The following is a 26874-nucleotide window of genomic DNA, read 5'->3' as shown; positions in this document are numbered from 1 at the left end:
TTGACCACGAGAACGAAATCACTCTCGAGGCGCGTCAAACAATGAACACCAAATCAATTACGGTCAACCCCGATCTGGAGATCGCGACAGAATTGAAGAGGGAAAGCGCAGGGCTCAATCCTTCTGCTCAAAGGAAACGGGACCGCCCCAGAAATGCCTCGCGAGGACAGATTCAACGTCAACTTACCAAGGCATGGCGTGTCACAAGCGGCCTGTCGACGTTGCGTCTACGAGAGTGCAATCACGACAATCGTGGCAACCATCGGAACGACGACCGAAACCATGGCGATGTCCCAATACGACTCTTTGTGAGTGGCGTTACAGATCAGCAATAGAGTGATAACCGCTCCGTTATGCGGAAGCGTGTCCAACCCGCCGCAGGACAACGACGCGACGCGATGCATGACCTCGGGGCTGATCCCTGCCGCTAATCCCCGTTCAAAGTACGTTTGCCCCAATGCTTCGAGGGCGATGCTAAGTCCACCCGAAGCCGAACCCGTAATTCCAGCCAAAACATTGACACTAATCGCTTCCGAGACCAGCGGATGTGCCGGTGCAATACCCACCATCCATTCCTTGACCAATCCAAATCCGCTCAATGCCGCAATCGTGGAACCATATCCAAACTCGGAAGCGGCGTTGAAGACCGGTAACAAAGAACTGTTCGCACCTCGGGAGACAATCTCCTTCAATTCACGACCTCGCCGCCAATGAATCGCCACCAGGCAAAGGATTGCCCCCAACATAGCCAGGATGGTCGCCCATAGCCCTTGTACTTTCACTAGGCTCGTGGCTCCAAATCGCTTCTCGGCCAAATAGTCAACCTGCCAGTTCGGGACCAGCACCTGAGAGAACGCGAAATTCAGCACCACGAGACAAACTAGTGGAGCCAGCGCTACCGTGAGAGATGGATACATTGCCGAAGTCGTTTTCGCGTCAGGTTGAAGAGACTCTGAAAGCATTCCAGCCCCAAAGCCATCTCCCCGCAGTACAGCCATCCTTCCGCGGTGGCTTAGCCACAACATACCCAACGCAAACATGATGGCAGCCGCCAGACACCCCATGCCTGGTGCGGCGAATGATGTTGTCTTGAAGAACGGCATCGGAATCAAATTCTGAATCTGAACGGACCCCGGCAATGCCGTCATCGTGAACGTGAACGCACCCAGCGCGATCGAAGCGGGAATCAACCTGGGCGGCAAGTTCGCTTGTCGAAAGAGTGCCAGACCCAACGGGAATACCGTAAAGACCACCACAAATAATGATACGCCTCCATAGGTCAAGATTGCACACGTCAAAACCAAGGCAAGAATCGCGCGACTGGCCCCAATCCATCGCACGACCCACTGAGCAATCGATGCGGCGCTGCCGGTTTCTTCCATCAGCTTGCCAAACACAGCCCCGAGCAGAAACAGCGGAAAGTATCGAACAATGAACTTGCCAAGACTCTCCAGAAAAATTTGCGTATAGGTCGCCAGGAGCGGCAACTCCCCCTCTACCGCCACGGCAAGCAATGCACAGATCGGAGCGATCACAATCACGCTGTGATTTCGATATGCCAACAACATCAAGACAAACAACGACAATAGAATCCCGACGACACCAAGCATTCTGAAAACCTCTGATAGTCCCGTCGTTCTTGTGCTGAGGTATTCGCAGCTTGCTGAAATTGCGGGAACGGGCGACGTACCGATTCAAAAAGACCATGGCATCGTCAAAACGAAAGTGCCAGCGTCCCTTATATCAACAGGCAGCGAATGCTTCACGTCTTCCTACGGGTTCTTGACGCATGGCTCCAAGTGGGCTACAAAATCAATCGGACGGGCGCGTCCGTCCGATTGCGCGAGCGGGAGTAGCATGGATGAATGACACAGATCCCACTTCAAAAGCGTCAGCAACACACGGCGTCATTCTGACCGCCGCTGTGAACGTGTTCGCCGCGGAAGGATTTCGAAACACCGACGTTCAAGTCATTGCCGATCGCGCGAATGTGGGTAAAGGAACCGTCTACCGCCACTTCGGAAACAAAGCACAACTCTTCGTGGCGACGGCGCAGTTTTGCATCGAGCAACTCGGCGAGTTTGTGTCTCATCAGTTGGGCAAGCATCCCACGATCGAGGCTTTCATCGAGGCCAAAGGCGCAGCGGAGCTGTTGCATCGGATCGCCCGGGCCTGCGCTCAGTTTTATCAGCAGAATCCGCCATTTTTAGAAATCATGATCCAGGAACGGGTCGAATTTCGCGAGGCGGAAAATCCTCTCCAAGTGGTGTTTCGACAGAACGCCAGGGCGGGATTGGACAGAATCATGGAGATCGGCATCAAGAGAGGCGAATTTCGTAAGGGCGATGCCACATCGGTGTCCGACGCCTTCAGCGATCTCCTCTATGGATGCCTGGTCAAAGGCTGTTTCGAAGGAGATGCGAGCAAGCTCGTTGAACGCGTCGAACACGCGATTGAGCTACTGCTCAATGGAATCGTCAGGCGAAGCCCTCGCTCGACAGGATGACGGTGATGTCATTTGAACCCAGTTCAACATGGGAACGCGACTGGTCTCACAATTTCCAATCTCTGTGGTGTCGGGAAATCGAATATGACTCATCTGCGGAAACCTGAGACGAATACATTCCACCGCCATGAGGCACATCATCAACCACCATCGCATGACACTTTCGAAGGGCCCGAAGAACTGACATCGAAGCTAATGCCATACTTCGATGCAGACGTCGCCGGTATTGATGACCTCTTGCGACTCATCAAGCTCCTCTATCATGCCAGCCTGATTCCCGAGGAAGGTCGATACCCCCAATTCCGAGCCATTTGTGGCAATGAAACGTTTGGACACACGGTCGAATTCGACGCCCCCTGGCCCAGCATGAATTCGGTGGAAGCCATTCGTCGAATTGCTCCCGCGATCTCCGATCCTAACACGGCCGTCCGAATTGTGGGCGACGCACGGCGAGGTTTCAGCGCCTGTCAAATCCTGGATTTTCGGGAACACTCCGTCCGCGGCGATGTTGAAGCAATTAACGAAGGCTCGCTCCCGGAAGGAACGCTGACCGTACGCGTGGACGGACCCGGAGAACTTCGCGCCACGATTCAGCCGGGCCCCGTGTTTCATCTGCGAGGAAACAAGATCAGGGAGTTAATCGCTTTTGACAAAGCAGTCCTTCCTTTTCGAGCTCGCGTGCGTCAACTCTGCGAGCGTTTTCAGCGATCTCTGGATGAGCGAGCGAGCATACCGGGGTTGTCTGCGGAGTTACTTGTCGACGGATTTCTCTATCTTTGGGCAACGATGATGGCGGATGTCATCAATTCCCCGAACGGCGGAGCCTTCCTGATCGTTCCGCAACGTGATTGCTCGTGTGTGGAACCGAGGTTTCGTGCGGACGGCAATCTCTTTCGCGCCTTCGAGACCACCATCGTGACGTTAACTCAGCGCTCGGGTAAAAACCTCGCTGAAGGCCGAAAACAATGGCTCCTTCAACGGGAACATTTGTTGCGAGTCGCGCGAATGTACGGACGACTATCGGCAACCGACGGAGCCGTTCTGTTCGACAGCGAATTGTGTCTTTACGGATTCGGAGCAAAAATATCTGGAGCGGTCCCCACGTTGCCACTGCACGATGCGGTCACGGGGAACCTACTCGACGACGGGTTCAGTAGTGGCATGCGACACCGATCCGCTGCCGAGTTTGTACGAGCGGTTCCCGGTGCGATTGCGTTCGTGATTTCCCAAGATGGCGACCTGTCGGCGTTCTACAACGATGACACCCGAGCCTATCGCCTTACGAACCTTGACGCATGGGGAACCGTTTCGGACTTCCTTTGATCGACGCTTGTTCTGTTTGAGGCATTCGCAACCGAGCCCCTTGCCGATGAGAATGCGCCTGGCGCCTCCCGCTGGCCCGTGATCGGTGACCATCGCCGAACCCAGCCCCGTGATTTGGTGTCGTTGAATCGAAAACACCCAACAAGCATGCCAGCCGAGAGCAGCGATCATGTATATCCCCCGATCATTCGCGGAAACCAACCTTACCACGTTGCACGAATTCATCGAGCGAAACAGCTTTGGAGTGCTGGTTTCCCAAGCCGAGGGCCATCCATTCGCCACACACCTTCCGTTTATCCTCGATCGAATGGCAGGTCCAAATGGGACGTTGATCGGACATGTGGCGCGAGCAAACCCTCACTGGCACCACGTCACCAACCAAAAAGTTCTGGCGATGTTCAGCGGACCGCACGCCTACATTTCTCCGACGTGGTATGACGCCGAAAACGTCGTACCGACGTGGAACTATCTTGCCGTTCACGTCTATGGTCAGGTCACACTGATTGAGGATTCGTCTTTGCTGCTGGACATCGTGCAGCGCTCCGTTTCCGTCTATGAGTCTTCGCTACCGCAGCCCTGGTCGCTGGATTCGTCAGCCTCATATGTGAAGCCGCTACTCGATCAAATTGTGGGCTTTCGCATCGAAATTGCGAAGATTGAAGGCAAGTTCAAGCTGAGTCAAAACCATCCTGTCGAACGTCGAGAAAAGGTGGTTGCAGCGCTCCATGCTCGAGGTGGCGAGGACGCCGAAGCGATCGCAAGCGCGATGGAGCGAACTTTGCCACAATGAGATCGCGTCTTTGGCTCGCCCGAAAGTCACTGCCAAGAACGCCACTAATGGTATCGCACATCCAACGGAGATTGCGGCAAGCGATTTCAGCGAGCTCAATTCCCGGTTGATAGTGGGGTAACACGTTCCTCAAAGAGTCGTCGGCCGAAAGCATAGGCGCTCACCTGAAGGCGGCCATAAGACGCACTCCAGCTACACTTCCAGCCGACGCACTCCTTGATCGAATCAACAACAAAACGGCCCTGCCGCCACGTTGGACCAACAGGCATCCCAATATGAAGGCGTCATCAGCCCGTTTGACGCCTCCGAGAACATGTCTAAGTCATGTTCTCCGCAAGCCGCGCGTCGGCATGCGCGAGAAGCAGAATCGTTCGCTCAAAATGGCACGATTCTGCCAGTGGAATTTCCTGCCGAATCCCTCCCAGCTTCTTTCGCCAGTAGTTGAACGCGACAATCGAAATGCCCTCCTGCTGGCAAAACTCCGCGACTGTCGCGTGCGATGAACGGTATCGATGAAGAGTCTGAAGCCACTCGATGGCTCCCCAATCAGATCGATTCTGAATCATGATCACCTCCCGTGAATGCATTCCGCTGCCGAAGTCCGACGAGTCTGAGAGAGCTGCCTGATTGGGGCTTCTCCGCGTTCAAAACCCGAGAACGATGCGAGGATGAAAGCAATACTGGTGCCACAGTGGCCTCAGTCGACTTATCCTTTTGAAATGCAAGCAGAAACGACGTTTTCTAACGGGAATGCAGAGAGCCAAACGAATTGCGGTTCGCACGAATCACCATGCGATTTGCATTCTTTCCTTTCGCTGAAGGGGCATCTCGCCAACAAAGTCGACCTGCCGAGCGTTGCCTTGATGGCAATCGCCGACAAATCGTTCGAGAGACAAGACGATTCGTCTCGCTCTCGAACGGCGATAGAGTCCTCGAGCGGATCGCATTCATCGAATGAATCGGCGCACATAGAACGCGTGATTGTCTCTTGGTACAGTTTGTCCAGACAACGAATGCCAATGTGGCTGTCCGACGTATTGCAAATCGGAATGGAGTCGAAATGCGTCAACGCTCATCGATTGGTTCGCACGTCAACCGTCACCCGCACTGTCAACAATCGATGCTCGGGTGGTGGAAGGCCGGACTTGCGTCGCTAGTCATTGTCGCAGCAATAACCAGCGAATGGACGCTTGCCAAATCGCAAGCGGGGCCGGCAGACTCGAGTCGTGCTGGAGCTCAACCTGAACCTGCCGCTGGCGGACAAATAGAGGCTGCCTCGCACATGCGGATCTCTGGCACGGTGCGCGATCTTGCAGGCGATGGGATACCAAATGCCAAATTAAAAGTGGTCGCTCGTGCTGATTCCAACACTCCTGACTCTGAAACAAGAGAGAATCTTCCCAGCGATCCGGTCGTCACCAATGTCAATGGTGAGTTCTCATTCGACGCTCCCCCGATTGAGAGTGATCTGTTTGTCTTTGCCATCAATGCCGTTGGATTCGAAACGAACTGGACGGAGTGGATTCCGGTGGGAACCACGAAGTTTAGAATCGTCCTGAAATCACATTCGGAAGCAGACGAAGAAAAGGGAATGCCGGTCGAAACGATCTCGGGTCAGGTGTTTGATCGCGTCACCAAAAGGCCGATCCCTGGCGCACTCGTCGGTTTGCAGATCGTGGATGTCGACGCACGTTCCGGCATCTACGCAAAAAAATGCGGTCCATTCGTGGCCACCGCGATCACAGACGATGACGGGCAATATCGAATCGAGGTTCCATCCGCAATTGCGAAACGGAATTCATTCGTCGCGATTTGGGCCCACGGCAAGACATATCAACCCTCCCGCGAGAATTCGAGCGGTGACCTACAGCGATTCGAGCAAACGGGTTTTGAATCGCCAATATGGCTGACGCCCTGTGAGGGCGGCACGATTTGTCTCGCCGACGCTGCGGGCAATCCTGTTGCCAATGCCAAAGTGAAGGTCCCCTCGCAAAAGTTGCACGAGAGCGTTCCGTTTTTGACACCAGTTGATTGGACACATCTTGTCAGTGGCACGACGGACGACGACGGTTTCGTGACGTTGATGAACGTAATCCCTGTAGCCATCAATGAAGTCGAAATTCAAGTTCCAGGGCACGACGCACCGATCTGGTTGGATTCAAATCTGTTCTTGAATATTCGCCCTGCCGCCGATGTGCCTCATTTCGAATGGAGCCTACCGGACACTGGAGAACTCAAGGGGCGACTCGTCGCAGGCAGAGAAGTGCTTCCAAAAAACTTGTTTCTGGAGATCTCGACAAATTCAAAGATGCAGAATGTTCCCGAGGTGGGAATCCATTCAGTCGCGAGAGTCAAAGTTGACGAGGATGGTTGTTTCCGAGTTCAGAATCTGGCTGAGGGGCTCGTGTTCATCAAGCCATTCCTGCCAATGAACCAGCCGTTGCGAGCTCAAATCCCTGTCAACATCCATGTCTTCGCAGGAAAAACGACGACGATTGAAATTCCCATTGAGAACGGTGTTCACGTACGCGGTCAAATCATTCAATCGGATACGGGCAAGGGCCATCCCGGTGTCCACTTCCAAATGATTTACGGACAATCGGCACGGCCTCCCATGGATCTCGAAAGTCCACTCGAACTCAAGACCGATCGCCATGGTCGGTTTGAAACATTGGTGCCTCCAGGTCCCATCGTCTTACGACTCCCTTGGACCGCAGACGACTACAGTTCTCAGGAATGGTGGAGTGATCGGATTGACCGATACGGCAGCGTCTTTGAAGTCCCAGCAGGCGATGAATATGAATTGGAAGAAATCGAATTCGTTCCAACGGAAAAAGTCTCGGGAAAAGTCTTCGATATGGGCGGCAAGCCGATGTCGGAATGTACCATCTATGGTTATCCCGACATCCCAGGAAAGGAGCGGTGGTTGATTATGAATAGTGTTGCGGGAGTCTCAATCGACACCGAAGGACAATTCGACGGACGGTATCCCAGCACGTATCCTCCCAAGTTTTGGAAGGTAAGCCATCGCCGCTGGCCAACGCCGACTGAATTTGTCGACGAGAAATGGTACGCAGAAATCGAATCCGAAGATCCACTCGTACTCAAGGTCGATACCAAGTCCCCACCGCTTGGGCCATTTGAGTAATCCGTGCGACAGGTATTCGTCTTGAGCGCGCCGAGTTCTTGTGGGCCTGCACACACACACACACACACACACAATCGCGAGGAGAATCGAAATGACGGAAGAATCCAATGATAAGATTGAGAATTGGGTATTGCACGAGCCCAATTCAAACCCGAACACATTCCGCGATCCGATCGGAAACCCAACGACTAAGCCCGAAGAAGCTCAGACATACCCCAGCGAAGAGCTGGCCAAAAGAGACAACAGCAAAACGGGACGCTATGCGCCCCGACGCCTTAAGGAGTTTTGGCCCCCAAAAGAGTGAAGTACAATTGGAAATGGGTCACCGATTACGGGTGCTGCACTGACGCATATTCATTGCAGACGTTGCGTGATGTCTTCGCAACTCATTGAAAACGTCCATTGAAATGAAGGGGAACGCGCAGTGGGAGATGCGACAGGTCGTTGCATCGCGGAGGCTCGATGCGGGCTACGGCGACTCGATCGTGAGGCCCTCTCGGGTGGTTCGGACGCGGAGGCCCCGAAGTGCTTCAGATCCTCTGATAACAGCCCGGAACGGGCGTCGTTCTTCAAGGTTCCATGACGAGATGCACTTGCCAATACCGGTCGAACCGCCTCAGAGATGGAGGAACTTTCGACATGAAACGCCTATTTGTCGTTTTGCTTTGCGGAGTTTTCGTCGGCTTCAGTCGCCTCGCCTGGGTAGGACAAGCCGAGGATCAAAAATCACTTGGCACGCATCGCACGATTCCCGAAGGGCCGCTGGGAGAGGCGATTCGTCTGGGAAAGGAACTCGTCGAAAAGACCACCAGCCACGAGCGGACCAAGCCATATGTCGGCAACTCGCTGAATTGCACATCGTGTCATCTGAAAAATGGTACCGATCCGCAGGCCGCTTCGTTCATCGGCGTCGCAGCAGCCTATCCGGCATGGTCGCCTCGGGAGAAATCCGTCATTACACTCGAAGACCGCATCCTCAACTGCTTCATGAGAAGTTGTAATGGCATCCGCCCGCCGCTGGGGAGTGACGTATCCATTTCGATTGCGGCTTACATTACCTGGCTGTCCACAGACCATCCGCTCCGCATGAATGCGGAGCGCCCTGCTGGTCCGCACGCAGTCCCGCAACTCAAGGTGGATGTTTCTCAAGCCGATTTTGAGCGTGGCCACCAACTCTATTTGGACCGGTGTGCAACATGTCACGCCGAGAATGGACAAGGACAGAAAGAAAATCCGCCAGTTTGGGGGCCTCAGTCATTCAACGACGGCGCCGGCCTGGCAAACATCTCTCAGCTGGCCTCGTGGCTGAAAGTCGCCATGCCATTGGATGAGGCGGACTTGACTCAGCAGGAAGCCCTGGACTTGGCCGCTTATATCAATTCTCATGAGCGTCCCAAGTTCCGATTGAGCGAACATCTCCCACCAAGCTCGCCGTCGGAAATCTTCTCCCCCAAAGGGAAATAGTGAGGGACCGCCGATTCGGATCAATCGTGTGTCTCACAAAGTATCTCGTCTCGCGAGCCATGAAAAGGTTCCAAGGACACGAACGATTCCTGGAACCTTTTCTCAATTCCATTGTGCCTTGTAGGAGTCGCATGTATTCGATCGAGTGGCCACCTGTTGAAATTGCGGAAGTGGGTTCTGCATATCGCGGTGCATAGATGCGACGGTAAGCTCGGTGAGGAGGCGATGGCTTGCACCAACAGTTCCAACGATCCTCTGCCCTTCTGCCCAAACGTCTGCGGACATTTCGCCGCCCCGCGGTAACAATTCCCCCTGAATCCCGTTCGTGCGACACAGAAGCCGATTCAATAACCTATTGAGAGAAAACCATGCGAATCCGCAACATCGATCGACCTGTCCGGGCAACGATGAATATCGCGGGTTTTGCGAACGGAGTCATCGTTTTCGCAATCGTCATTTTCTCAGTTCCTGCGTTCGCGGAGTCGGTTCAACTGGGGGACGTCACCATCCAGCGTGATGAATGGGGCGTCGCCCATATTCATGGGAAGACGCACGTCGACACGTTCTTCGGCATGGGCTACGCGCAAGCCGAAGACTATTTCTGGCAGTTGGAAGAGACCTGCGTGCGCTCGCTCGGCCGTTATGCCGAAGTGGTTGGTGATGCCGGAATGGCCAATGACATTCTAAACCGCAGCTTTGAAATTCCCCAACGCTCCAAGGAAGACTTTCAAAAGCTCAAACCCAACCACCAGCTCATGGCGTCGGCCTATGCCGAGGGGATTAACCGATACCTTGCGACGCACCCAGAGACGAAGCCTCGCCTTCTCACTCATTTTGAGCCTTGGTACGTCCTGGCGATGGATCGTCACATGATCCTGGATTTTCTTTATCGCAGATTGCATGTCAAACGACCAACCGACCGTGGTCCGTTGGAAATTGCACACCACAGGCAAATGGCTGATGACCATCGCACCGCCACGCACGCGTGGGACATCCAGAGTCCCACAGTGACAGGATTCGCGACCGAAGTTCAGGCCGCAATCGGCTCCAACGCCTGGGCCATTGCCGGATCGAGGACACACTCGGGATCGGCAATGCTGTTCGTGAATCCCCATCAACCCTGGTACGGGATGGGGCAGTTTTACGAAGTTCATGTTCGCAGTGATGAAGGCTTGAATTTCAGCGGCGCCTGTTTTTTCGGAAACCTGTTTCCGACGATTGGACACAACGAGCACCTCGGCTGGACGTATACGGTCAACAGTCCCGATGTTGCTGATGCTTGGAGAGTCACGTTCGACGATGCCACTGAACCGCTCCATTACCGATTTGATGGAGCCTATCGTGAAGCCGTCCAGTGGACCGAAATCGTGAATGTCGTTCAAAGTGGAAAAATGGTTCAGCGGCTAATCACGTTTCGCAAGACGCATCACGGTCCGATCGTCAGTAAGGAAAACGACACGACGTTTCTGGCAGTGCAATTAGCGGGGCTGTTTGACGTGAAACGTGTCGACCAGGGGATGGGCATGATCCTGGCCACGAATTTCGCAGAATGGCGATCGGCAATGAGCCACTGTGCGATTCCCATGTTCAATGTCGTCTATGCCGACCGAGCGGGAAACATCTTCTACGCCTACAACGGGACGATCCCAATTCGAGATCCGCAATTCAACTGGACACAACCAGTCGACGGCAGCGATCCTCGCACGGAGTGGAAGGGAATACATACGTTCGATCAATTGCCACAACTCCTCAATCCGAAGTCCGGCTTTGTGCAAAGCTGTAATTCGTCCCCCTACACGACAACTGGAAACCCCGACGAGGACCCTCGACCGGAAAACGTCCCCAAGTACATGCTTGAGGATCACGATGTCGACATGCGGCGATCGAAAATGTCACGGTTGCTACTGGGAAAAGCAAAAGATCTCACATTTGAACAGCTTCAAGTGCTCGCCTTCGACACAACTCTTTACTGGCCACTAACAGAACTGCCAGACCTTCGCGAAGAATGGACGCGACTTCAAACAACCGACGCGGAACTTGCGAAAGAAGTCGCGCCCTTGATGGACCATCTCAGCGACTGGGACTGCAAGTCGTCTTCAGACTCGACGCAAACCACATTGTGTGTCGCCTGGTATGAAGAACTGTACGGCTTTGGCTATCCCGCCGAGACCTTGAAAGTCAAATACACGGATCGCCAGCAATGGTTCACGGCACTGAAGATTGCGGCAAAGAAGCTCAAGGGCCTTTACGGCGACTGGAAGCACCCCTGGGGGAAAGCACATCGACTGCAGCGCATTGCAGACCAGCCGGACGTGCAGAGTGCCGGAATCTTCGTGAACAATATCGAGCGCAGTCTGCCGATTGCAGGAGCTCCCGGTCCACTTGGAATCATCCATACGGTCTATTCGACGCCTGAAATCCCCCTCCTGCGACCGCAACGCTACGCCGTCGTAGGAGCCTCATACATGTCAGCTGTCGAATTCGCAGACCCGGTTCGCAGCGTCAGCGTGATGCCGTTCGGCACAAGCGGAGAACGGAAATCCCGCCACTTTTTCGATCAGGCCGAATTGTATTCGTCACACCGCTTCAAACCCGCTTGGTTTACGAAAGAGGAAGTTGCAACTCACGCAAAATTCTCGCTTGAGCTGAATCGATGAATCCAGCGACTGTTGAATCAACGCACGCAAGTTCCGATTAAGGTCGAAATCGCCCTGACGTTGGGATTTTCGAATTGCCGGTCACTCCGATTTCAGCAGGCGGCCAAAACAAATGCGGCCCGATAGTCTGAGTTCAAAGGCGATCGAAAGAACGTTAAGAATGCGAAACGCGAAGTGGGTGTTCGACGGTGAACCCTTAGTGAGTTTGATCCGTACGGCTCTTTGGTGGCGTGAATCCTTGCATTCCGGGCCGTCTTCCTCCCTCCACGCACAGATTGACGTGATTTTCTCGCGGGAGGAGGGTCACAAGCAAAGACGTCGTTCGAGGGTCGGCATATTTTCCGCTCAGTCGGTCATGCAGCAGAGGATCGGCACATTCACAGTCATCGGCTGGAATCGAGTCATCCGGCCAGGTGACAGTCACTCTGTAGTCTCCGGCTGGCGCACCATCGAGCATCGTGTAGGTGGTCAACTCGAATGCGCCATCCCGCTGTGTCATCGCGACAGAGCATCGACTCGGCGAACTTGCTTCAACAATTGGAAAGAACGCGATACAGGCTTTCGCAGCCAATTGGTCGTCAACGAACAGTCGCCCCTTCACCCGAAATGCAGGTGCAGGCGGTGATTCCTGGCAACCGCAAAGGATCGTCAGGACAAGAAGACAGAAGTTAGTCCGAGAGCGTCGCATATTGTGCCGCACGAGTAATGTCAATTCCGTGGTGTCGGCTGCTGATTTCTTCAGCGGCAGCGGGGGGATGAACGGCGTATCGCGAATGCCCAATCTGGCCGTGAGTTGCCAAACTTTCAGCAGGGCAACCGGACTGCGTTACTGAATCTGAAACGGATCAAGCACGTTTTCTCCATCATTCAAAATGACAGTCCAGTTATTTTTATATGGATCACTGTAGACGCCCTTCAGCCGATCCAACTCGGACTCCAGTCCGTCTTGAGGATCGACACCGATGTATGGCATTTCCAGTGTCACCAGATATTCGCCCTTGGGGGCACCGTTGCCAGGCTTGCCGGTGCTCAGGACATACTTGCCATCAGCTCCAGTCTCTCCATACGGGACGAAATCCAACTTCCCGATATTGAACTGAGGATGGAATTTAACGCGTACTCCAGCAGCCGGTTTTCCTTTGTATGTGACCGACCCGCTTACTGGAACCGTTTTGGGTGGAATCAATTCCGAGTTCGAACAACCTGACGCGACAATAACCGCCATCATCGCAGGACCGAAAGGAAACAACCGCCGAAACGTCATGTCGAATCCCTTGGCTCGATCGATCGAATGGGGAATGATTGTGCCCGCGATTGCTGGTCGAAAACTAGTTTTCGCCTGTTAATTCCCCGCCTGCACGACTCCCTCGCGCTTTGTACAGGACCATGTCGATGTTCTCGGACACAAAGCCCACTGAGCCGTCGCACGAGAGGAAATTGCAGCCACCAGTATGCGTACTACGGAACGAAAACAGCGGACTCAAGATTGTTGTTGCCAACCATGCCGGGTCCAGATTGCCGCGTGCGTAGTATCGGGACGTCGCATTGTCGACAGTCAATGTATTGATCCGGATATTCATCGTCCCTTCGCAGAAATAGTCACCGCCATCCGCTCCCCATGCGGTGGGGCCGCTCCCTGCCGTTTCTGGAACCGTCACTCCGTTGACGGTCTTCGTCGTGTACCCTTTGCTAATCGTGTGCAACTCGCCAACCGCAAGCGTGTTGGAAAGGCCATCCGTGATGTTACGAAAACTCTGCTTGTTCATGCTGTGCTCTCTCCATTGCGGAGTGCCTGCAGCAATGAGTGGAACATTGGCGTTCGACAAAGACTTGCCCTCATCATACGTCATGCCACCATCAAATGCGGTGACGAAAACGCCATCGCTATGACTCCAGCCATACGTCGTATTCGTTGCGGTATTGAAAAGATCGCCGGTTTGCTGAGGGGCGTGAATGCCATAGCTTCCTCGACTCCATCCATAGCTGGACCAGCAGGGGAAATCCGGGTTGACGGGCACCGGCATCGACGGACAGGTAAAAATGGGAAGCGGACGATTTGCCAGCTGGATGTTCGTCTTTCCACCGGCAACACCGGGAGTTGTGTTGTCGGTCCCCGCTTTGTTGATGTTCCAGGCATTAAAGATATTGGACTGATCCAAGAACGGAAGGAGATAAACGGACGGAGGAGTATGGCGAAACTGAAACCAAATATTCTGCATTCCTGGGTTCAGATCTTCAGGCCCAGAGCCGCAGAGGGCGAGTCCTGGAAGAAATCCAAAAGTGTCATGGAAATTGTGCAGAGCAATTCCGATCTGCTTGAGATTATTCTTGCATTGTGCTCGCCGCGCCGCTTCTCGCGATTGTTGTACCGCCGGCAATAACAGCGCAATCAGTACTGCGATGATGGCGATGGAAACCAGCAATTCAATCAATGTAAATCCATCTCGTGAGACAACATGAACGCCTCTCGAATGTTTCACGCGATCGTGGCGGAATCGATTCGATTGGGGTCGATACCTTGAGTTCATCACGAGGCTCCAGCGTGTTCATGGTCGAACTGTACAATCAGGTGATTCGAAGACGATCGCGCGTCATGCATGCGAATTCTGGACCACCCAACTGACATGCAATGTTTTTGATCAAACCCTGAATCTTCATTCAAAAGATTCGAATGACGTACTCCGTTATTGGTGAACGTTTCCTCAGTGAGGCGGAATATTTCACCGCCCAGGAGATCGATCCACCTTGGGTGGTCGCTATCGATCGATTTGACGCGAAGTGCTTGAGAAACTGAAAATCGCGAGATACTCATGACGGCGATGCGAATCTTTCAAATTTGTCATCAAGATGGGTTTTGAGGAGACTCGGACATAAATTGACACACTGATGAACTCGTGGCCCACATATCAGCGAGTCCACTTGTGCCGTTCGAGGACCGGGCCGAACCGTGTGACTGCGTCAGAAAATTCGGGTAACATTAAGGCACCGTCAGTCACACCAAGGAAATCGTAGCCGATGGCGAACACAACATATGGACGAGCGAACGTAGGAGCCGGAGAGTCGGTGATTGAGTGGTTGCTCGATTCGGATGCGGTGATTCGCTGGCAGGTGAAGCGAGATCTATTGGATGAGTCTCCCAACGCCGTAGCCATGGAACGTTCGCGCATTGAGGCAGAGGGTTGGGGGTGTCGGTTGCTCGATCTTCAAGCCGCTGATGGTCATTGGGGCGGCCGCAGCTATGTTTGTCCCGGATGGACATCGACGACGGACAGCGTGTCGCTGCTAAGGGAGTGGGGTGTTGATCCGCAGGGCGAACGAGCCCAAAGTGCCATTCGTCTCGTTCGCGATCGCTGTACCTGGGGGCCGCAATTTGGGAACTCGCCCTTCTTTGAGGGGGAGGACGAGCCCTGTATCAATGGACGAGTTCTTGCTGCAGGTGCGTACTTCGGCCAGGCGAGCCAACGACTGGTTGAGCGGCTTTTGAGCGAGCAGTTGCAGGACGGCGGCTGGAATTGCGATCCGAAGAGTCAACGGTCGTCGTTCCATTCAACAATCTGCGTCCTCGAAGGCTTGCTGGAGTTTGAGCGTGCGAGTGCGAATGAGGTCATACCAGCTGTGGCCGACGCGCGCATTAGAGCGCAACAATACCTCCTTGAGCGGCGGATGTTCCGATCTTTATCAACCGGTGAGGTGATCGATGCCGACTGGACGCAAATATCTTTTCCCACCCGCTGGCACTACGACATTTTGTGGGGGCTGGACTATCTGCGACGAGCAGGCCTAAAACCTGACCAACGCGTCGCAGAAGCGATCGCTCTGCTGGAAAAGAAGCAAGACGACGCGGGACGATGGCCGCTTGAGAACAATCATGCCGGCAAGGTCCACTTCGAATTGGAATCCGCCGACAATCCCAGTCGCTGGAACACGCTGCGGGCATTGCGTGTATTGCGCTGGTACTCCACCTGCGAATAGTGCCATGGCTCAAGTTTCCAGCCCCCAAGGTTCAATCATCACTCTGTGATCTTTTGGCGACGTGGGGTTCCGGTCGACTTCGGTGGCGGGGGCGTAGCTGCTAAGATGACGGTCATGGAGAACAGCTACGCCGAGACAAAGAGGTCTGCCGATGGTTCGCGATTTCGTCAATGAAAGTCTGTCACACGATCCCGTACACGGATACATCCCATTCATTGCCCGATCCGGTTTGCCTCGCGGGGAAACGGCCGAACAGGATGTGATCGATCATCCCTGGGTGCAGCGGATGCGACAGATTCACCAGTTGCAGACAGCGTGGTGGGTGTTTCCTTCGGCAGAGCACATGCGATTTCAACATGTGCTGGGGGCCATGCATTTGGCCTCAGTGGCGATTGAGCACTGGTATGAGTCGCTGTGCGATTCCTGCCGAAACGTTCCGTCTCGGCCGTATGTCGAGAGCCTCTTGCGGATGGCGGCTCTGCTGCATGATGTTGGGCACGGCCCATTTGGGCATTTCTTCGATGATCACTACCTGGATCAGTTCGGTATTACGCACGAAGACATCGGCGGGGCGGTCATCGAAAAAGAGCTTGCGGACGTGCTGCGAGGCATTCGCCGTAATCCAAATGGCAAGCTACAGCCCCTGGAAGAACTCGATCCGCAGCAAATCTCCTGGCTAATCCGTCGCCCCAAACCGGGGAGTGCCTCAGAAGAAGGGCACCCCGACTGGCTACGCAAATTGCGTGGCATGTTCAGCGGAATCTACACGGTCGACAATATGGACTTCGTCCTGCGCGATGCCTATATGTCGGGCTACAACACGAAGGCGTTCGATCTCAACCGAATTCTCCACTATTCGTTTTTCACGCCGGCGGGGCTGACAATTCATGCCCGCGGCCTGCCCACTCTGATTAATTTCATCGAAACGCGGGCCAATCTGTTCCGGACGATCTACTTCCATCGAACGGTGCGTGCAGTCGACCTGGCCCTGGAGGAACTCTTTCCGGAAACTATGCGTCGCTTGTTCCAGGGGAACCCGCTGGAAAAACTGGACGACTACCGCAAATTTACGGAAACGACGTTCATGGTCGACGTCCAGCGATGGGGCGACAGCGACGATCCGGAACTGCGTGACCTGGGCCAGCGTTGGCGGCAGATTATTTGTCGCCAGGTCCATTGGAAGATGGCCTGCGAGAAAACACTGAATTTCCATTCGGGGTCCGCCGAACGAACAACCATTTTTTCCGAACCCGATCTGGTGCTCAGTCGCGTTCGTAAGCGACTTCCGCCTGAACTGAAAGAGATCGAACTCAAGATCGACGTGGCGCGTCACTATCACCGCCCCAGCAGTCGACTTCCCGCCAGCGGACAGAACTTTTTGCTCGACCCGGCCGTGGGATCGCCGCAAGAATTGTCAGACGACGATTTGTTCCGTGCCCTCCCGATCAGTTTCTGCGTGTTCCGCATTTACTCCCAGGATCATCGCCACGACGCCGTCTTGAATTCGGCCTTGAATGCGATTCTCGGGGAGGCGACCGACGCAAAATCGAATATGTAGCCCCGCCCCGACAGATTGCCTGCGGAGATTTTTCCCATGAATCTTCGACTTCGAATCCTTCGTGATGGCCCGAGGCTGGCGGCACGGGTGGTTTCAAAAGGTTACTTGGCAGCTTTGGACTTCGTGTATCCTCCCTCGTGCCTCCTCTGCGCTGGCGAGATGCCGGAGGGGGAGCATTTTGTGTGTGGCGAGTGCCGACTTGTCCTGAGGCCACCACTGACGAACGAATGCGATCGTTGCGGTGCACCCGTCGGCGCGTATGCAAATCTTGAAAAAGGGTGCGGTCAGTGTCGACATGAGGTGTTTTCCTTCGATGGCGTCATTCGGCTGGGCACTTATGACGGGGCGCTACGAAAGGCTTGTCTACGAGCGAAGTCCTCCAGCGGTGCTGGGCTCACCCGTGGTCTGGCGCGTGCGCTGTTTCGCGAGAAAGAGCAGGCGTTCCACAGGCAGTCGATTGACGCCGTGATTCCTGTTCCAGAACACTGGACACGTCGAGCGTTTCACGCCCACTACGCGGCCGAAACCTTTTCTCGGGAACTGGCGCGACAGCTTCAGTCACCCTGGGCACATCGAGTGCTCATCAAGCGACATCGTACAGCCAAGCAAGCCACCAGTCCCACTCCAGTCCGCCGCCGCCAGCAGCAAGGCACTTTCGGCGTGCGGACTGGAAGCGACCTGAAAGGAAAAACAATTCTGCTTGTCGACGACATCCTGACGACAGGCTCGACCGCAAGCGCCGCCACCAGAACATTGAAACAGGCCGGAGCGAAACAGGTTGTCGTGGCCGTGATTGCGGTAAGCCCACTTCGGAAATAAGTAATCGCCGATGCGAGCGGTTTGCGGTTGATCATCGGGGGCATCTCATCTGCTCATCGGCGACTCTTTGCTGGAACACGTCAGAAATTGAACAATTTACGGAGAAACTTTGAGGCGTAATCCGAAAGGTGATTGACAGAGAAGGTTTACGCCGATTTGACGTTCCTGTAATCCACGCAATAAGTCGAATTGCCGGATAGCGTCGGATTGCGGTTTCTGATTCAATATGCTGCTGAGAAAACTGGCAATTCAATCTCGAGTGGCGCAATCTGTGCAGACGGGATTCGACCTGCTACCATTCGATGTCGTATGGGTATGAGCGATACACGGTAACACGGTTATCGGACTGGGCGATGATCCGCCCGAGTGCCGCAGGAAGCGGTTCGTTCGCTCGCGATCGCGGTGCCTGAGTTTAAGACGAGGTTGGCGAATAACATGGCAAGTGTACTTCAAGCAGCTCCCGCAAGTCGGCGAGCGGAAGTCGCAACGACGACTCCTGCCGCGGCTTCTTCCGAAGAATTGTCCGACGTTCAGGTCCCCGTCATTGATCCACAGGAAATGGATGAATGGCTTGAATCCGTCGACGATTTCCTTCATCGCTATGGCCCAGAAGCGCTCGGCCAAATGCTGACGCGGTTGTATTCGCGCGCGCAGGGACTGTCGGTCCCTGTCGTACCGTCGATGACGACACCTTACGTCAATACGATTCCCCCCGAAGCCGAGCCAGAATTCCCCGGTGATCGCGACATTGAAAAGCGTTTGCGGAGCATTATTCGCTGGAACGCGATGGCAATGGTCGTGCGTGCCTATCGTACCGGCACAGGTGTCGGCGGCCATATTTCGACCTTCGCGTCGTCGGCAACGCTTGTGGAAACCGGGTTCAACCACTTCTTCCATTCCCGGACCAAAGATCACACGGGCGATATGATCTACTTCCAGGGGCATTCGTCACCAGGGATGTATTCTCGCGCGTTTGTTGAAGGTCGCCTGACCGAAAAGAATCTAGAAAACTTCCGGCGCGAGCTGCCTCGCGGCCAAGGATTGTCGTCATATCCTCACCCGTGGCTGATGCCTGATTTCTGGCAATTCCCCACGGTTTCGATGGGGTTGGGGCCAATCTGCTCGTTGTATCATGCGAGATTCTTGCGGTACCTGCAGCATCGAAATCTGATCGACACATCGAAGTCGCGCGTCTGGGCCTTCTTGGGAGATGGTGAAGTCGACGAGCCTGAATCGCTGGGCGCGATCACACTGGCCGCCCGCGAGAAGCTGGACAATGTGACCTGGGTCATCAACTGCAACCTGCAACGGCTCGACGGTCCCGTGCGTGGTAACGGAAAGATCATCCAAGAGCTGGAAGGTGTTTTCCGCGGTGCGGGATGGAACGTCATCAAGGTTGTCTGGGGCAGCGATTGGCAGCCCCTCTTCGACGCAGATGACACGGGTTTGCTGGTCAAAACTTTGGGCGAGGTCGTTGACGGCCAGTTCCAGAAGTACAGCGTCGAAACCGGTGAATTCATTCGCAACGACTTCTTCGGACGCGATCCCGAACTGCTGAAGCTCGTGGAAGACATGACCGACGATCAGCTCCGCAATTTGCGCCGGGGTGGCCACGATCCAATCAAGGTCTATGCAGCCTACAAAGCAGCGACCGACCACAAGGGGGCTCCGACCGTTGTCCTGGCGCACACGGTCAAGGGCTTTGGGATGGGCGAAGCGGGTGAAGGCAAGAACACCGCTCACCAGACGAAAGATATGGGCGAGCAGGCTCTGATCCAATTCCGCGATCGATTCAATCTACCGCTGACCGACGAGCAGGCGAAAGCGGCGATCTTCTATCGTCCGCCGGCTGACAGTCCAGAAATGAAGTACCTGCATGATCACCGGAAGAAACTCGGCGGATACTTGCCGGTCCGTGTTCCAACCACCGAAAAGTTGACGGTTCCTTCGGCAGCGCATTTGATCGAAGAAGCCGCCACATCTTCCAAGGCACGGTCAACAACAACGGTGCTGTCGGAAACGATCAAGGCATTGATTCGTGACAAGAACCTCGGGACACGAGTTGTTCCGATCATTCCTGACGAAGCACAAACGTTCGGCATGGAAGCGCTGTTCTCTCAATTCGGGATCTACTCGAGCAAGGGCCAGCTTTATACGCCGGTCGATGCAGGAACCGCGAAGGCATACAAGGAATCTCAAACCGGTCAGATCCTGATGGAAGGGATCAACGAAGCGGGGGCGATGTCCTCGTTCGTGGCGGCGGGGACGGCCTACGCCAACGTCGGTCTTTCGATGATTCCATTCTACATCTATTACTCGATGTTCGGTTTCCAACGCGTTGGCGATTTGATCTGGCTGGCAGGCGATTCCCGTTGCAAAGGCTTCCTGTGCGGCGGTACCTCCGGCCGAACAACGCTGAACGGCGAAGGACTGCAGCACGAAGACGGCCATAGTCAGTTGATGGCGGGGACTGTTCCAAACCTGATCGCCTACGATCCGGCGTTTGGCTACGAACTGTGTGTCATCGTCCAGGATGGCTTGCGACGGATGTTTGTCGAAGGGGAAGACGTCTTCTACTACCTTTCGATCTACAACGAAAACTACGTCATGCCGTCAATGCCTGCCGGTGCCGAAGAGGGGATCATTAAGGGGATCCATCCTCTTGATCCATCGGTTTCAGCCAGCACGCGAGCCAAGCGGCCCCAATTGCTTGGCAGCGGGCCAATTCTGCAGTGTGTCATCCAGGCCCAGAAGCTGCTTGCCGAAAAGTTCGGTGTGACGGCCGATGTTTGGAGCGTCACCAGCTACAACGAACTGAAGCGTGAAGCCCAATCGGTCGCTCGTTGGAATCGTCTGCATCCCGACAAGAAGCCGAAAACCAGCTACATCGAACAGGTCCTGGGCGGTCAGAAGGCCCCGATCATTTCGTCGAGTGACAACGTGCAACTGGTGGCCGAGCAGATTCGTCCTTATCTTTCCTGCCAATATGTGGTCTGCGGAACCGATGGATTCGGTCGCAGCGAATCTCGCGAGGCACTCCGTCGTCACTTCGAAATCGATGCTGAGTCGGTCGCCTATACCACGCTGGTCGCACTGAGCAAAGACGGCCAGTTCGACGCCAAAAAGTTGCCTCAAGCATTGAAAGACCTGGGTCTCGATCCCGAAAAGATTGACCCTGCTTTCGCATGATCTTGGATGGCTCTTGGAAACCACTTTGAAAAACAGCTTGAGAAAGACTGACGAATGACGATTGAATTCAAGGCGGATAACTTAGGCGACGGAGTCAAAAGCGGGGACGTGGCAGCCATTCTGGTCGCGGTCGGTGATACGATCGAGCCAGGACAAATTGTCATGGAGATCGAAACCGATAAGGCTGTGTTGCCTCTGCCGTGCCCGCACGGCGGAAAGATCACGCAAATTCTGGTGAAAAAGGGCCAGACGATCACTCCAGGTCAAGCCGTGCTGGCCATTGATGCCGCAGGAACCGCCGCCCCTGCGAAACCAGCGGCTGCGGCAACAACGACACCAGCCGCGCCCGCCGCAGCGACCGGAAGCCGCAATGGCGGTGGCGACAAGGCCACGATCACAAAAGCCGTATCTGCGGTTGCCACCGCGGGGCGCGACACGCCATTGCCTGCTGGTCCGGCGACGCGACGTCTGGCGCGAACTCTCGGTTTGAGTCTCGCAAGCATCCTCGGTACGGGTTCCGGCGGACGCATTACATTGGAAGACGTCACCAAAGCTGCGACCAACGGTGGCGGCGGCGGTGGACGTGGAGTCGTTGAACCACCACTTCCCGATTTCTCGCAATTTGGTCCGACGGATCGGCAGCCGTATACAAAACTGCAAAAGACCGTGGCAACCAACCTAAGCCTTGCGTGGCAGGTGATTCCACACGTCACGCAGCACGATCTGGCCGATATCACGGATACCGAAGCGGCACGTAAACACTTTGTGGATACCGCTCCCAAGGGCTCGCCGAAAGTGACCATGACGGCACTGGCCCTGAAGGCCGTCGTCGCGTGTTTGAAAGAGTTCCCGCACTTCAACGCCAGCTACGATTCGGCGAAGGCAGAACTGGTCCTCAAGCGGTACTTCCACATCGGGGTGGCCGTCGATACGCCGACGGGTCTCGTCGTGCCTGTCATTCGCAATGTTGACCAGAAGACCGTGCTGCAACTGGCCGCAGAACTGACGGAGCTGGCCGGGAAAGCACGCGATCGCAAACTGCAGCTCAGCGAAATGCAGGGCGGCACGTTTACGATCACGAATTTGGGTGGCCTGGGCGGTACGGCGTTCACGCCGATCGTCAACTATCCCGAAGTGGCGATTCTGGGAATGTCTCGTTCGCAAAAGCAGCTGCAACTGCAAAACGGTGAAGTTGTCGAACGCCTGATGCTGCCGCTGTCGCTGTCCTATGACCACCGCGTCATCAATGGTGCCGATGCTGCACGATTCGTCGTCAAACTGACGACCCTGCTGAGTAATTCGTTTCGGCTGGTTATCGAAAGCTAGGGGCACAGCCACTTTGCCCTGACAGGGTTTGAAGCATCACTCGTTCCGCGAGATGAAATGAACACGGCACGGTTCGGCGCTATGTCGAATGCGTGCCGTGTTCATTTGCGGGAGCCGCATCGCAATTGCATGCTCTCAAACAGACTCTGATAATAGTTTGCAATTTGCATTCGCAGCGAACCCATGTGAGTTGCACATTCGGGGAATTGTGATGAACAGAGTCCTTCAATTCCTCAAGTATGTCTGGGCGTTTCCCGGCACTCTTGTCGGCTTGTTGCTCATTCCATTGGCCGTGTCCAGCGGTGGCGGAATGCAAGTTGTTGACGGTGTCATCGAAGGCTACGGGGGCTGGCTGACGCGGCTCTTGCAGCAGGGGTTCTGGGCCAAGGGACCGATTGCGGCAATTACCTTTGGTCATGTCGTTCTGGGCTGTGATCGCCACACCTTGTCGCGGACGAGACGTCACGAACGCGTACACGTCCGGCAGTACGAACGCTGGGGGCCACTCTTCATTCCCGCGTACCTGCTGTCCAGCCTTTGGATTGGTTTTCGCGGCGGAAACATTTATCTCGACAATCCATTTGAAGTCGAAGCCTACGGCATTGATGACGGATGGGGCACAACGGATGTCGGCGAGGACTCGCGTGACGCGTAATTCCGCGTCCAGAGTCGCTGTCGTCAACGCGGCCGACTACAATTGGATTGACGAGCTCGCAAACGCACAGACGTTGTCATGATTCAGCCATCGGTCTCGGGTTTCACGAAACACACCATGCCTCAACTCGGACTGTTCATCCCTTGCTACGTTGATCAACTGTACCCTCAAGTTGCGATGGCAACTTTACAAGTGCTTGAGCACTATGGTTGTGACGTTGAGTTCCCTGCGGCTCAAACCTGCTGCGGTCAGCCCATGGCAAATACCGGCTGCGTGGATGACGCCCGCCCCTTGGCACAAAAGTTTGTCTCCATTTTTCAAAAGTACGAATATGTCGTCTGCCCATCGGGAAGCTGCACGGCGATGGTGCGGCAGCACTATGAAGAGCTGCTACACGACGACCCTGCCTATTTGAGTGTCAGGCCGCGAACGTTCGAACTGTGCGAGTTTCTGACCGACGTCTTGAAAATCAAAACCATTGAAGGTCGCTTTCCTCATCGCGTCGGGCTCCATAACAGTTGCCACGGTCTGCGCGAACTCCGTTTGGGATCTAGCAGCGAAATGATGGTCGACAGGTTCAACAAGGCAGGGCAACTTCTGGGCGGATTGGCTGGAATTGAGCTGGTTCCGCTGAAGCGGGTCGATGAATGTTGCGGATTCGGTGGCACGTTTGCCGTCGCTGAGGAAGCCGTTTCGTGCATGATGGGGCTCGACCGCATTCACGATCATGAGCAGGCCGGCGCAGAAGTCTTGACGGCTGGCGACATGTCTTGTCTCATGCATCTCTCGGGTTTGATCCATCGTCAAAAATCGCAGCTTCGTGTCATGCATATTGCTGAAATCTTTGCAGAGGGACTCGGTTCCCCCGTTTCGACGTCATAGCGCCGCCCGATCGACCGTTCGCGCAGATCCTTTCGCACCATTTCAGAGTTCGCTTCAGCAGATCGAGTTCCGTACTCGAGACCTGTCATATCCCGAATTTGACCAATTCCGTATAGTCCGGACGTTCATCCACATTTGAAGGAGCGAAGAACCGATGAAGGACGGGTTTCTGGGATATCATGCATCATTGATGCTCGACGCTGTTGTCGTCGCATTAGTGCTGGTCGTGCCGGTCCTGATTTTCAGCCTTTATTCGGTCAAAGTTCGCCGGCGCTACACCCTGCACCGCAATTTACAGTTGGGCCTGGCCATCACCTTGCTGGTCGCTGTGCTCGCCTTCGAAATTGATATGCACTTCGTCCAGGGGGGATGGATGCAAGTTGTCAAGAAGGGCCCGCCGATTTCGACCGAGCAACTGGCACTGATTCGGCAGGTTCTGCGAATCCATCTCTGCTTTGCCGGTAGCACTCCGTTCTTGTGGGCCACAACAATCATCCTGGCGCTGCGACGCATGCCCAATCCACCAACGCCATGTCTGCACAGCAGACTGCACAAGACACTGGGGTGGCTCTCAACGATCGATCTCGTGCTCACATCAGTTACCGGATTGATCTTCTACTACGTTGCCTTCATCAATCGATAAAGGCCCAATGGCCGAGTTCGCTATCGCCCGAGGCTTGAAGTGAGTGGCGACAATGGTACAGGCAGGTTGAGTTCCGCCAATCGCTTCTCTGCGCTGGCGGAACCACACTTGGCTGCCGACTGCCAGAACACCTTTGCAACGCCAGGCTTCCCCGCCTTTTCGGCGTTCCTGGCGAGTTGCTCGAACTTGGCCGCCTTCTCCGCCTGCAATGCCGCAGGCGTCTGGATTGCCTGCGGTCCACGGGATTTCTGGATTTCTGCGACAATCGCATTGCGACTTGAATTGTCATTCACAGCTGAACGAGAACGTAGCAACGCTTCGTCCATTGCCCGCATGTCATGAATCAACACAGTCGTCGTCATTGACGACGACTGGAATGCGGTGCCGCTTGAGGCTCCCGATCGTAGCGGGCCTCCTTGCGTCCGCCCCATTTGCCCTGATGCGGTACCTCCAAGGACCATGCTGCCGCGATCTGGGACGGAGACGCTTGTGCTGACCGCAGTCTGTCCGACGACCGGCTGCTGCACAACGACCTGCGCGAACGCGGGCTGCCCTACGCCCACAATCAGTGCGACAAGAATTGCAGATCGCATTGCGGTGCCTCCTTCGACATTTGACCTGTGAAATTTTACAGTGGATGGGCTTGTTTCGACAATCGATGATTGACCATGAGGAACCACCAATGCCAGCCTTCAAATACTGTCTGAACTCCAGCACCATCCGCCCCACGCCATTGCTAGAAAAGATTCGAGTCGCAGGTCAGGCAGGATATTCTGCCATCGAACTGTGGCACGATGATATCGAACCGTACCTTGCCGCTGGCGGAAAATTGTCTGACATTCGCAAAGCGCTCGACGACCAGCGTCTGGAACTGCCAACGACGATTTACTTGCGTGGTTGGTGCGATACGACCGGGGACGAGCACTCCAAAGGTTTAGACGAGTGTAAACGGCGGCTTGAGCATGCGGCCGCACTTGGAGCGAGCTACACGATTGCTTGCCCTGCCTTAGGAAAAGTGGACGTCGCACTGGCCGCTCGCAACTACGCAGAACTTCTGGACATTGGTTTGTCGATTGGAGTGAAGCCGGCGTTTGAGTATCTCGGATTCGTCGAGCAGATTAATTCGATTGATGCGGCACTTGAGATTATTACGCTGTCGAAGCACCCACTGGCTACGGTCATCGTCGACCCATTTCACAACTTCCGCGGCGGAGGCTCGTTCTCGTCACTAAGTCTGCTCCGCGGCGAGCAGATCGCCATCAGCCACTTCAACGACACTCCCGCATCACCACCGCGACTGGAACAGCACGACCATAGCCGCGTGCTGCCGGGGCAAGGCCATCTCGACCTCAAGCAGTGGGTCAGACTGCTGAAGGAAATCGGTTACGACCGCTGGCTATCGCTTGAGCTGTTCAATGAAGCCTTGTGGGCGCGAGATCCGCTTGAAGTCGCCAAGATCGGTCTCGATTCGATGAAGGCCATCGCAGAATCATGACGCGTCCGTCGACTTCGCCGGCGCCTCTCTCAGTCGCGGCGGCGCGACAATGAATGACGCCAGTACGAGCAGACCAAACAAGGTGTAGGCCAGTGTGAATGTCCAGCGGGGCGCATCATAGAACAAATACTCGTGAACCAGATTCGCGACAAACGCTCCTTGATACGTCTCTTGCTGGGCCAGTTCACGCAACTGAGTCTCCCAAATCGTGAGCGGGCAAGGAATATCCGCCCACGCTTCAGCCACGACAATCAGGATCATCGACAAGTGCCCGACGCGAAGCCAGACATTGCGCACCCACTTGTGATGTAACGCAATTCCGATCCAGATCGCAGGCAACCCCAGCACCACCGTCAGCGCGTACGCCATGTGCACGATGACAAGCCCGTCAGCGGCGATGCGATAGAAGAGCGGCATCAATATCGGTATCCGCAACTTGAAGTAGCC

General features: G+C 55.0%; 22 protein-coding genes. 16 read left to right on the top strand and 6 right to left on the bottom strand.

From position 1 onward, the window contains the following. Positions 1-227: 227 nt before the first annotated feature. Complete coding sequence (locus tag OSO_RS0119015) at positions 228-1610, bottom strand: GntP family permease (RefSeq protein ID WP_010584776.1); 1383 nt, start codon at positions 1608-1610, stop codon at positions 228-230. A gap of 251 nt (positions 1611-1861) precedes the next feature. On the opposite strand from OSO_RS0119015, the gene OSO_RS0119010 reads away from it, so the two are divergent. From OSO_RS0119010 to OSO_RS0119000, 3 genes are all read left to right on the top strand, one after another. Beyond that, a complete protein-coding gene (locus tag OSO_RS0119010; protein WP_010584775.1) occupies positions 1862-2506 on the top strand; it encodes a TetR/AcrR family transcriptional regulator in 645 nt (214 codons plus the stop codon). 84 nt (positions 2507-2590) lie between these two features. Continuing rightward, on the top strand, positions 2591-3829 hold the full coding sequence (locus OSO_RS0119005) for a putative sensor domain DACNV-containing protein (protein ID WP_010584774.1): 1239 nt from the start codon (positions 2591-2593) through the stop codon (positions 3827-3829). 169 nt (positions 3830-3998) lie between these two features. Further along, a complete protein-coding gene (locus OSO_RS0119000; RefSeq protein WP_010584773.1) occupies positions 3999-4619 on the top strand; it encodes an FMN-binding negative transcriptional regulator in 621 nt (206 codons plus the stop codon). A 317-nt stretch (positions 4620-4936) separates the two neighbouring features. On the opposite strand, the gene tnpA is transcribed toward OSO_RS0119000, so the two are convergent. Then, entirely contained in the window at positions 4937-5185 is a 249-nt protein-coding gene (tnpA, locus tag OSO_RS0118995) for an IS66 family insertion sequence element accessory protein TnpA (RefSeq protein WP_010584772.1), read from the bottom strand. 494 nt (positions 5186-5679) lie between these two features. Between tnpA and OSO_RS0118985 the strand changes: the two genes are divergently transcribed. From OSO_RS0118985 to OSO_RS0118970, 4 genes are all read left to right on the top strand, one after another. Further along, the gene (locus tag OSO_RS0118985) at positions 5680-7767 is read left to right on the top strand and encodes a carboxypeptidase-like regulatory domain-containing protein (RefSeq protein WP_157605341.1); all 2088 of its coding nucleotides are present in this window, start codon (positions 5680-5682) and stop codon (positions 7765-7767) included. A gap of 91 nt (positions 7768-7858) precedes the next feature. Further along, positions 7859-8071, top strand: a complete 213-nt coding sequence (locus tag OSO_RS0118980) for a hypothetical protein (RefSeq protein ID WP_010584769.1) — start codon at positions 7859-7861, stop codon at positions 8069-8071. 335 nt (positions 8072-8406) lie between these two features. Continuing rightward, complete coding sequence (locus OSO_RS0118975; RefSeq protein ID WP_010584768.1) at positions 8407-9231, top strand: c-type cytochrome; 825 nt, start codon at positions 8407-8409, stop codon at positions 9229-9231. Between the two features lie 368 nt (positions 9232-9599). Beyond that, positions 9600-11888: a penicillin acylase family protein gene (locus tag OSO_RS0118970; RefSeq protein WP_010584767.1), complete on the top strand. Its 2289-nt coding sequence runs from the start codon at positions 9600-9602 to the stop codon at positions 11886-11888. Between the two features lie 826 nt (positions 11889-12714). Here OSO_RS0118970 and OSO_RS0118955 read toward each other — a convergent pair. Further along, positions 12715-13152, bottom strand: coding sequence for a transthyretin-like family protein (locus OSO_RS0118955; RefSeq protein ID WP_010584765.1), 438 nt, complete (start codon positions 13150-13152; stop codon positions 12715-12717). 64 nt (positions 13153-13216) lie between these two features. Next, positions 13217-14416: a DUF1559 family PulG-like putative transporter gene (locus OSO_RS0118950; protein WP_010584764.1), complete on the bottom strand. Its 1200-nt coding sequence runs from the start codon at positions 14414-14416 to the stop codon at positions 13217-13219. A 487-nt stretch (positions 14417-14903) separates the two neighbouring features. On the opposite strand from OSO_RS0118950, the gene OSO_RS0118940 reads away from it, so the two are divergent. The 8 genes from OSO_RS0118940 (at position 14904) to OSO_RS0118905 (ending at position 24932) form a co-directional block, all read left to right on the top strand. Further along, complete coding sequence (locus OSO_RS0118940; protein ID WP_010584762.1) at positions 14904-15860, top strand: hypothetical protein; 957 nt, start codon at positions 14904-14906, stop codon at positions 15858-15860. Between the two features lie 151 nt (positions 15861-16011). Beyond that, positions 16012-17418 (top strand): HD domain-containing protein, encoded by a 1407-nt coding sequence (locus OSO_RS0118935; protein ID WP_010584761.1) that lies wholly within the window; start codon positions 16012-16014, stop codon positions 17416-17418. A 36-nt stretch (positions 17419-17454) separates the two neighbouring features. Further along, positions 17455-18237, top strand: a complete 783-nt coding sequence (locus tag OSO_RS0118930; protein WP_010584760.1) for a ComF family protein — start codon at positions 17455-17457, stop codon at positions 18235-18237. Positions 18238-18672: 435 nt separating this feature from the next. After that, on the top strand, positions 18673-21426 hold the full coding sequence (aceE, locus tag OSO_RS0118925) for a pyruvate dehydrogenase (acetyl-transferring), homodimeric type (protein WP_083843024.1): 2754 nt from the start codon (positions 18673-18675) through the stop codon (positions 21424-21426). A gap of 54 nt (positions 21427-21480) precedes the next feature. After that, positions 21481-22752: a 2-oxo acid dehydrogenase subunit E2 gene (locus OSO_RS0118920; RefSeq protein ID WP_010584758.1), complete on the top strand. Its 1272-nt coding sequence runs from the start codon at positions 21481-21483 to the stop codon at positions 22750-22752. Positions 22753-22963: 211 nt separating this feature from the next. Further along, the gene (locus OSO_RS0118915) at positions 22964-23407 is read left to right on the top strand and encodes a hypothetical protein (RefSeq protein WP_010584757.1); all 444 of its coding nucleotides are present in this window, start codon (positions 22964-22966) and stop codon (positions 23405-23407) included. A gap of 117 nt (positions 23408-23524) precedes the next feature. Beyond that, positions 23525-24289 (top strand): (Fe-S)-binding protein, encoded by a 765-nt coding sequence (locus OSO_RS0118910; RefSeq protein ID WP_029247203.1) that lies wholly within the window; start codon positions 23525-23527, stop codon positions 24287-24289. Between the two features lie 154 nt (positions 24290-24443). Further along, positions 24444-24932 (top strand): DUF420 domain-containing protein, encoded by a 489-nt coding sequence (locus tag OSO_RS0118905; protein ID WP_010584755.1) that lies wholly within the window; start codon positions 24444-24446, stop codon positions 24930-24932. A 20-nt stretch (positions 24933-24952) separates the two neighbouring features. Here the strand turns inward: OSO_RS0118905 and OSO_RS0118900 are convergent, their stop codons facing one another. Then, positions 24953-25525: a hypothetical protein gene (locus tag OSO_RS0118900; RefSeq protein WP_010584754.1), complete on the bottom strand. Its 573-nt coding sequence runs from the start codon at positions 25523-25525 to the stop codon at positions 24953-24955. Between the two features lie 89 nt (positions 25526-25614). Here OSO_RS0118900 and OSO_RS0118895 point away from each other — a divergent pair, with 89 nt between their 5' ends. After that, complete coding sequence (locus OSO_RS0118895; RefSeq protein ID WP_029247202.1) at positions 25615-26427, top strand: sugar phosphate isomerase/epimerase family protein; 813 nt, start codon at positions 25615-25617, stop codon at positions 26425-26427. Here OSO_RS0118895 and OSO_RS0118890 read toward each other — a convergent pair. Beyond that, entirely contained in the window at positions 26422-26844 is a 423-nt protein-coding gene (locus OSO_RS0118890) for a DUF2784 domain-containing protein (protein WP_010584752.1), read from the bottom strand. The two genes, OSO_RS0118895 and OSO_RS0118890, sit on opposite strands and share 6 nt — an antisense overlap. Positions 26845-26874: the final 30 nt, after the last annotated feature.

This window comes from Schlesneria paludicola DSM 18645 (assembly GCF_000255655.1).
Lineage (GTDB): Bacteria > Planctomycetota > Planctomycetia > Planctomycetales > Planctomycetaceae > Schlesneria > Schlesneria paludicola.
Note: the sequence above shows the minus strand (reverse complement) of the source record. Positions and strands in the feature narration are given on the sequence as shown.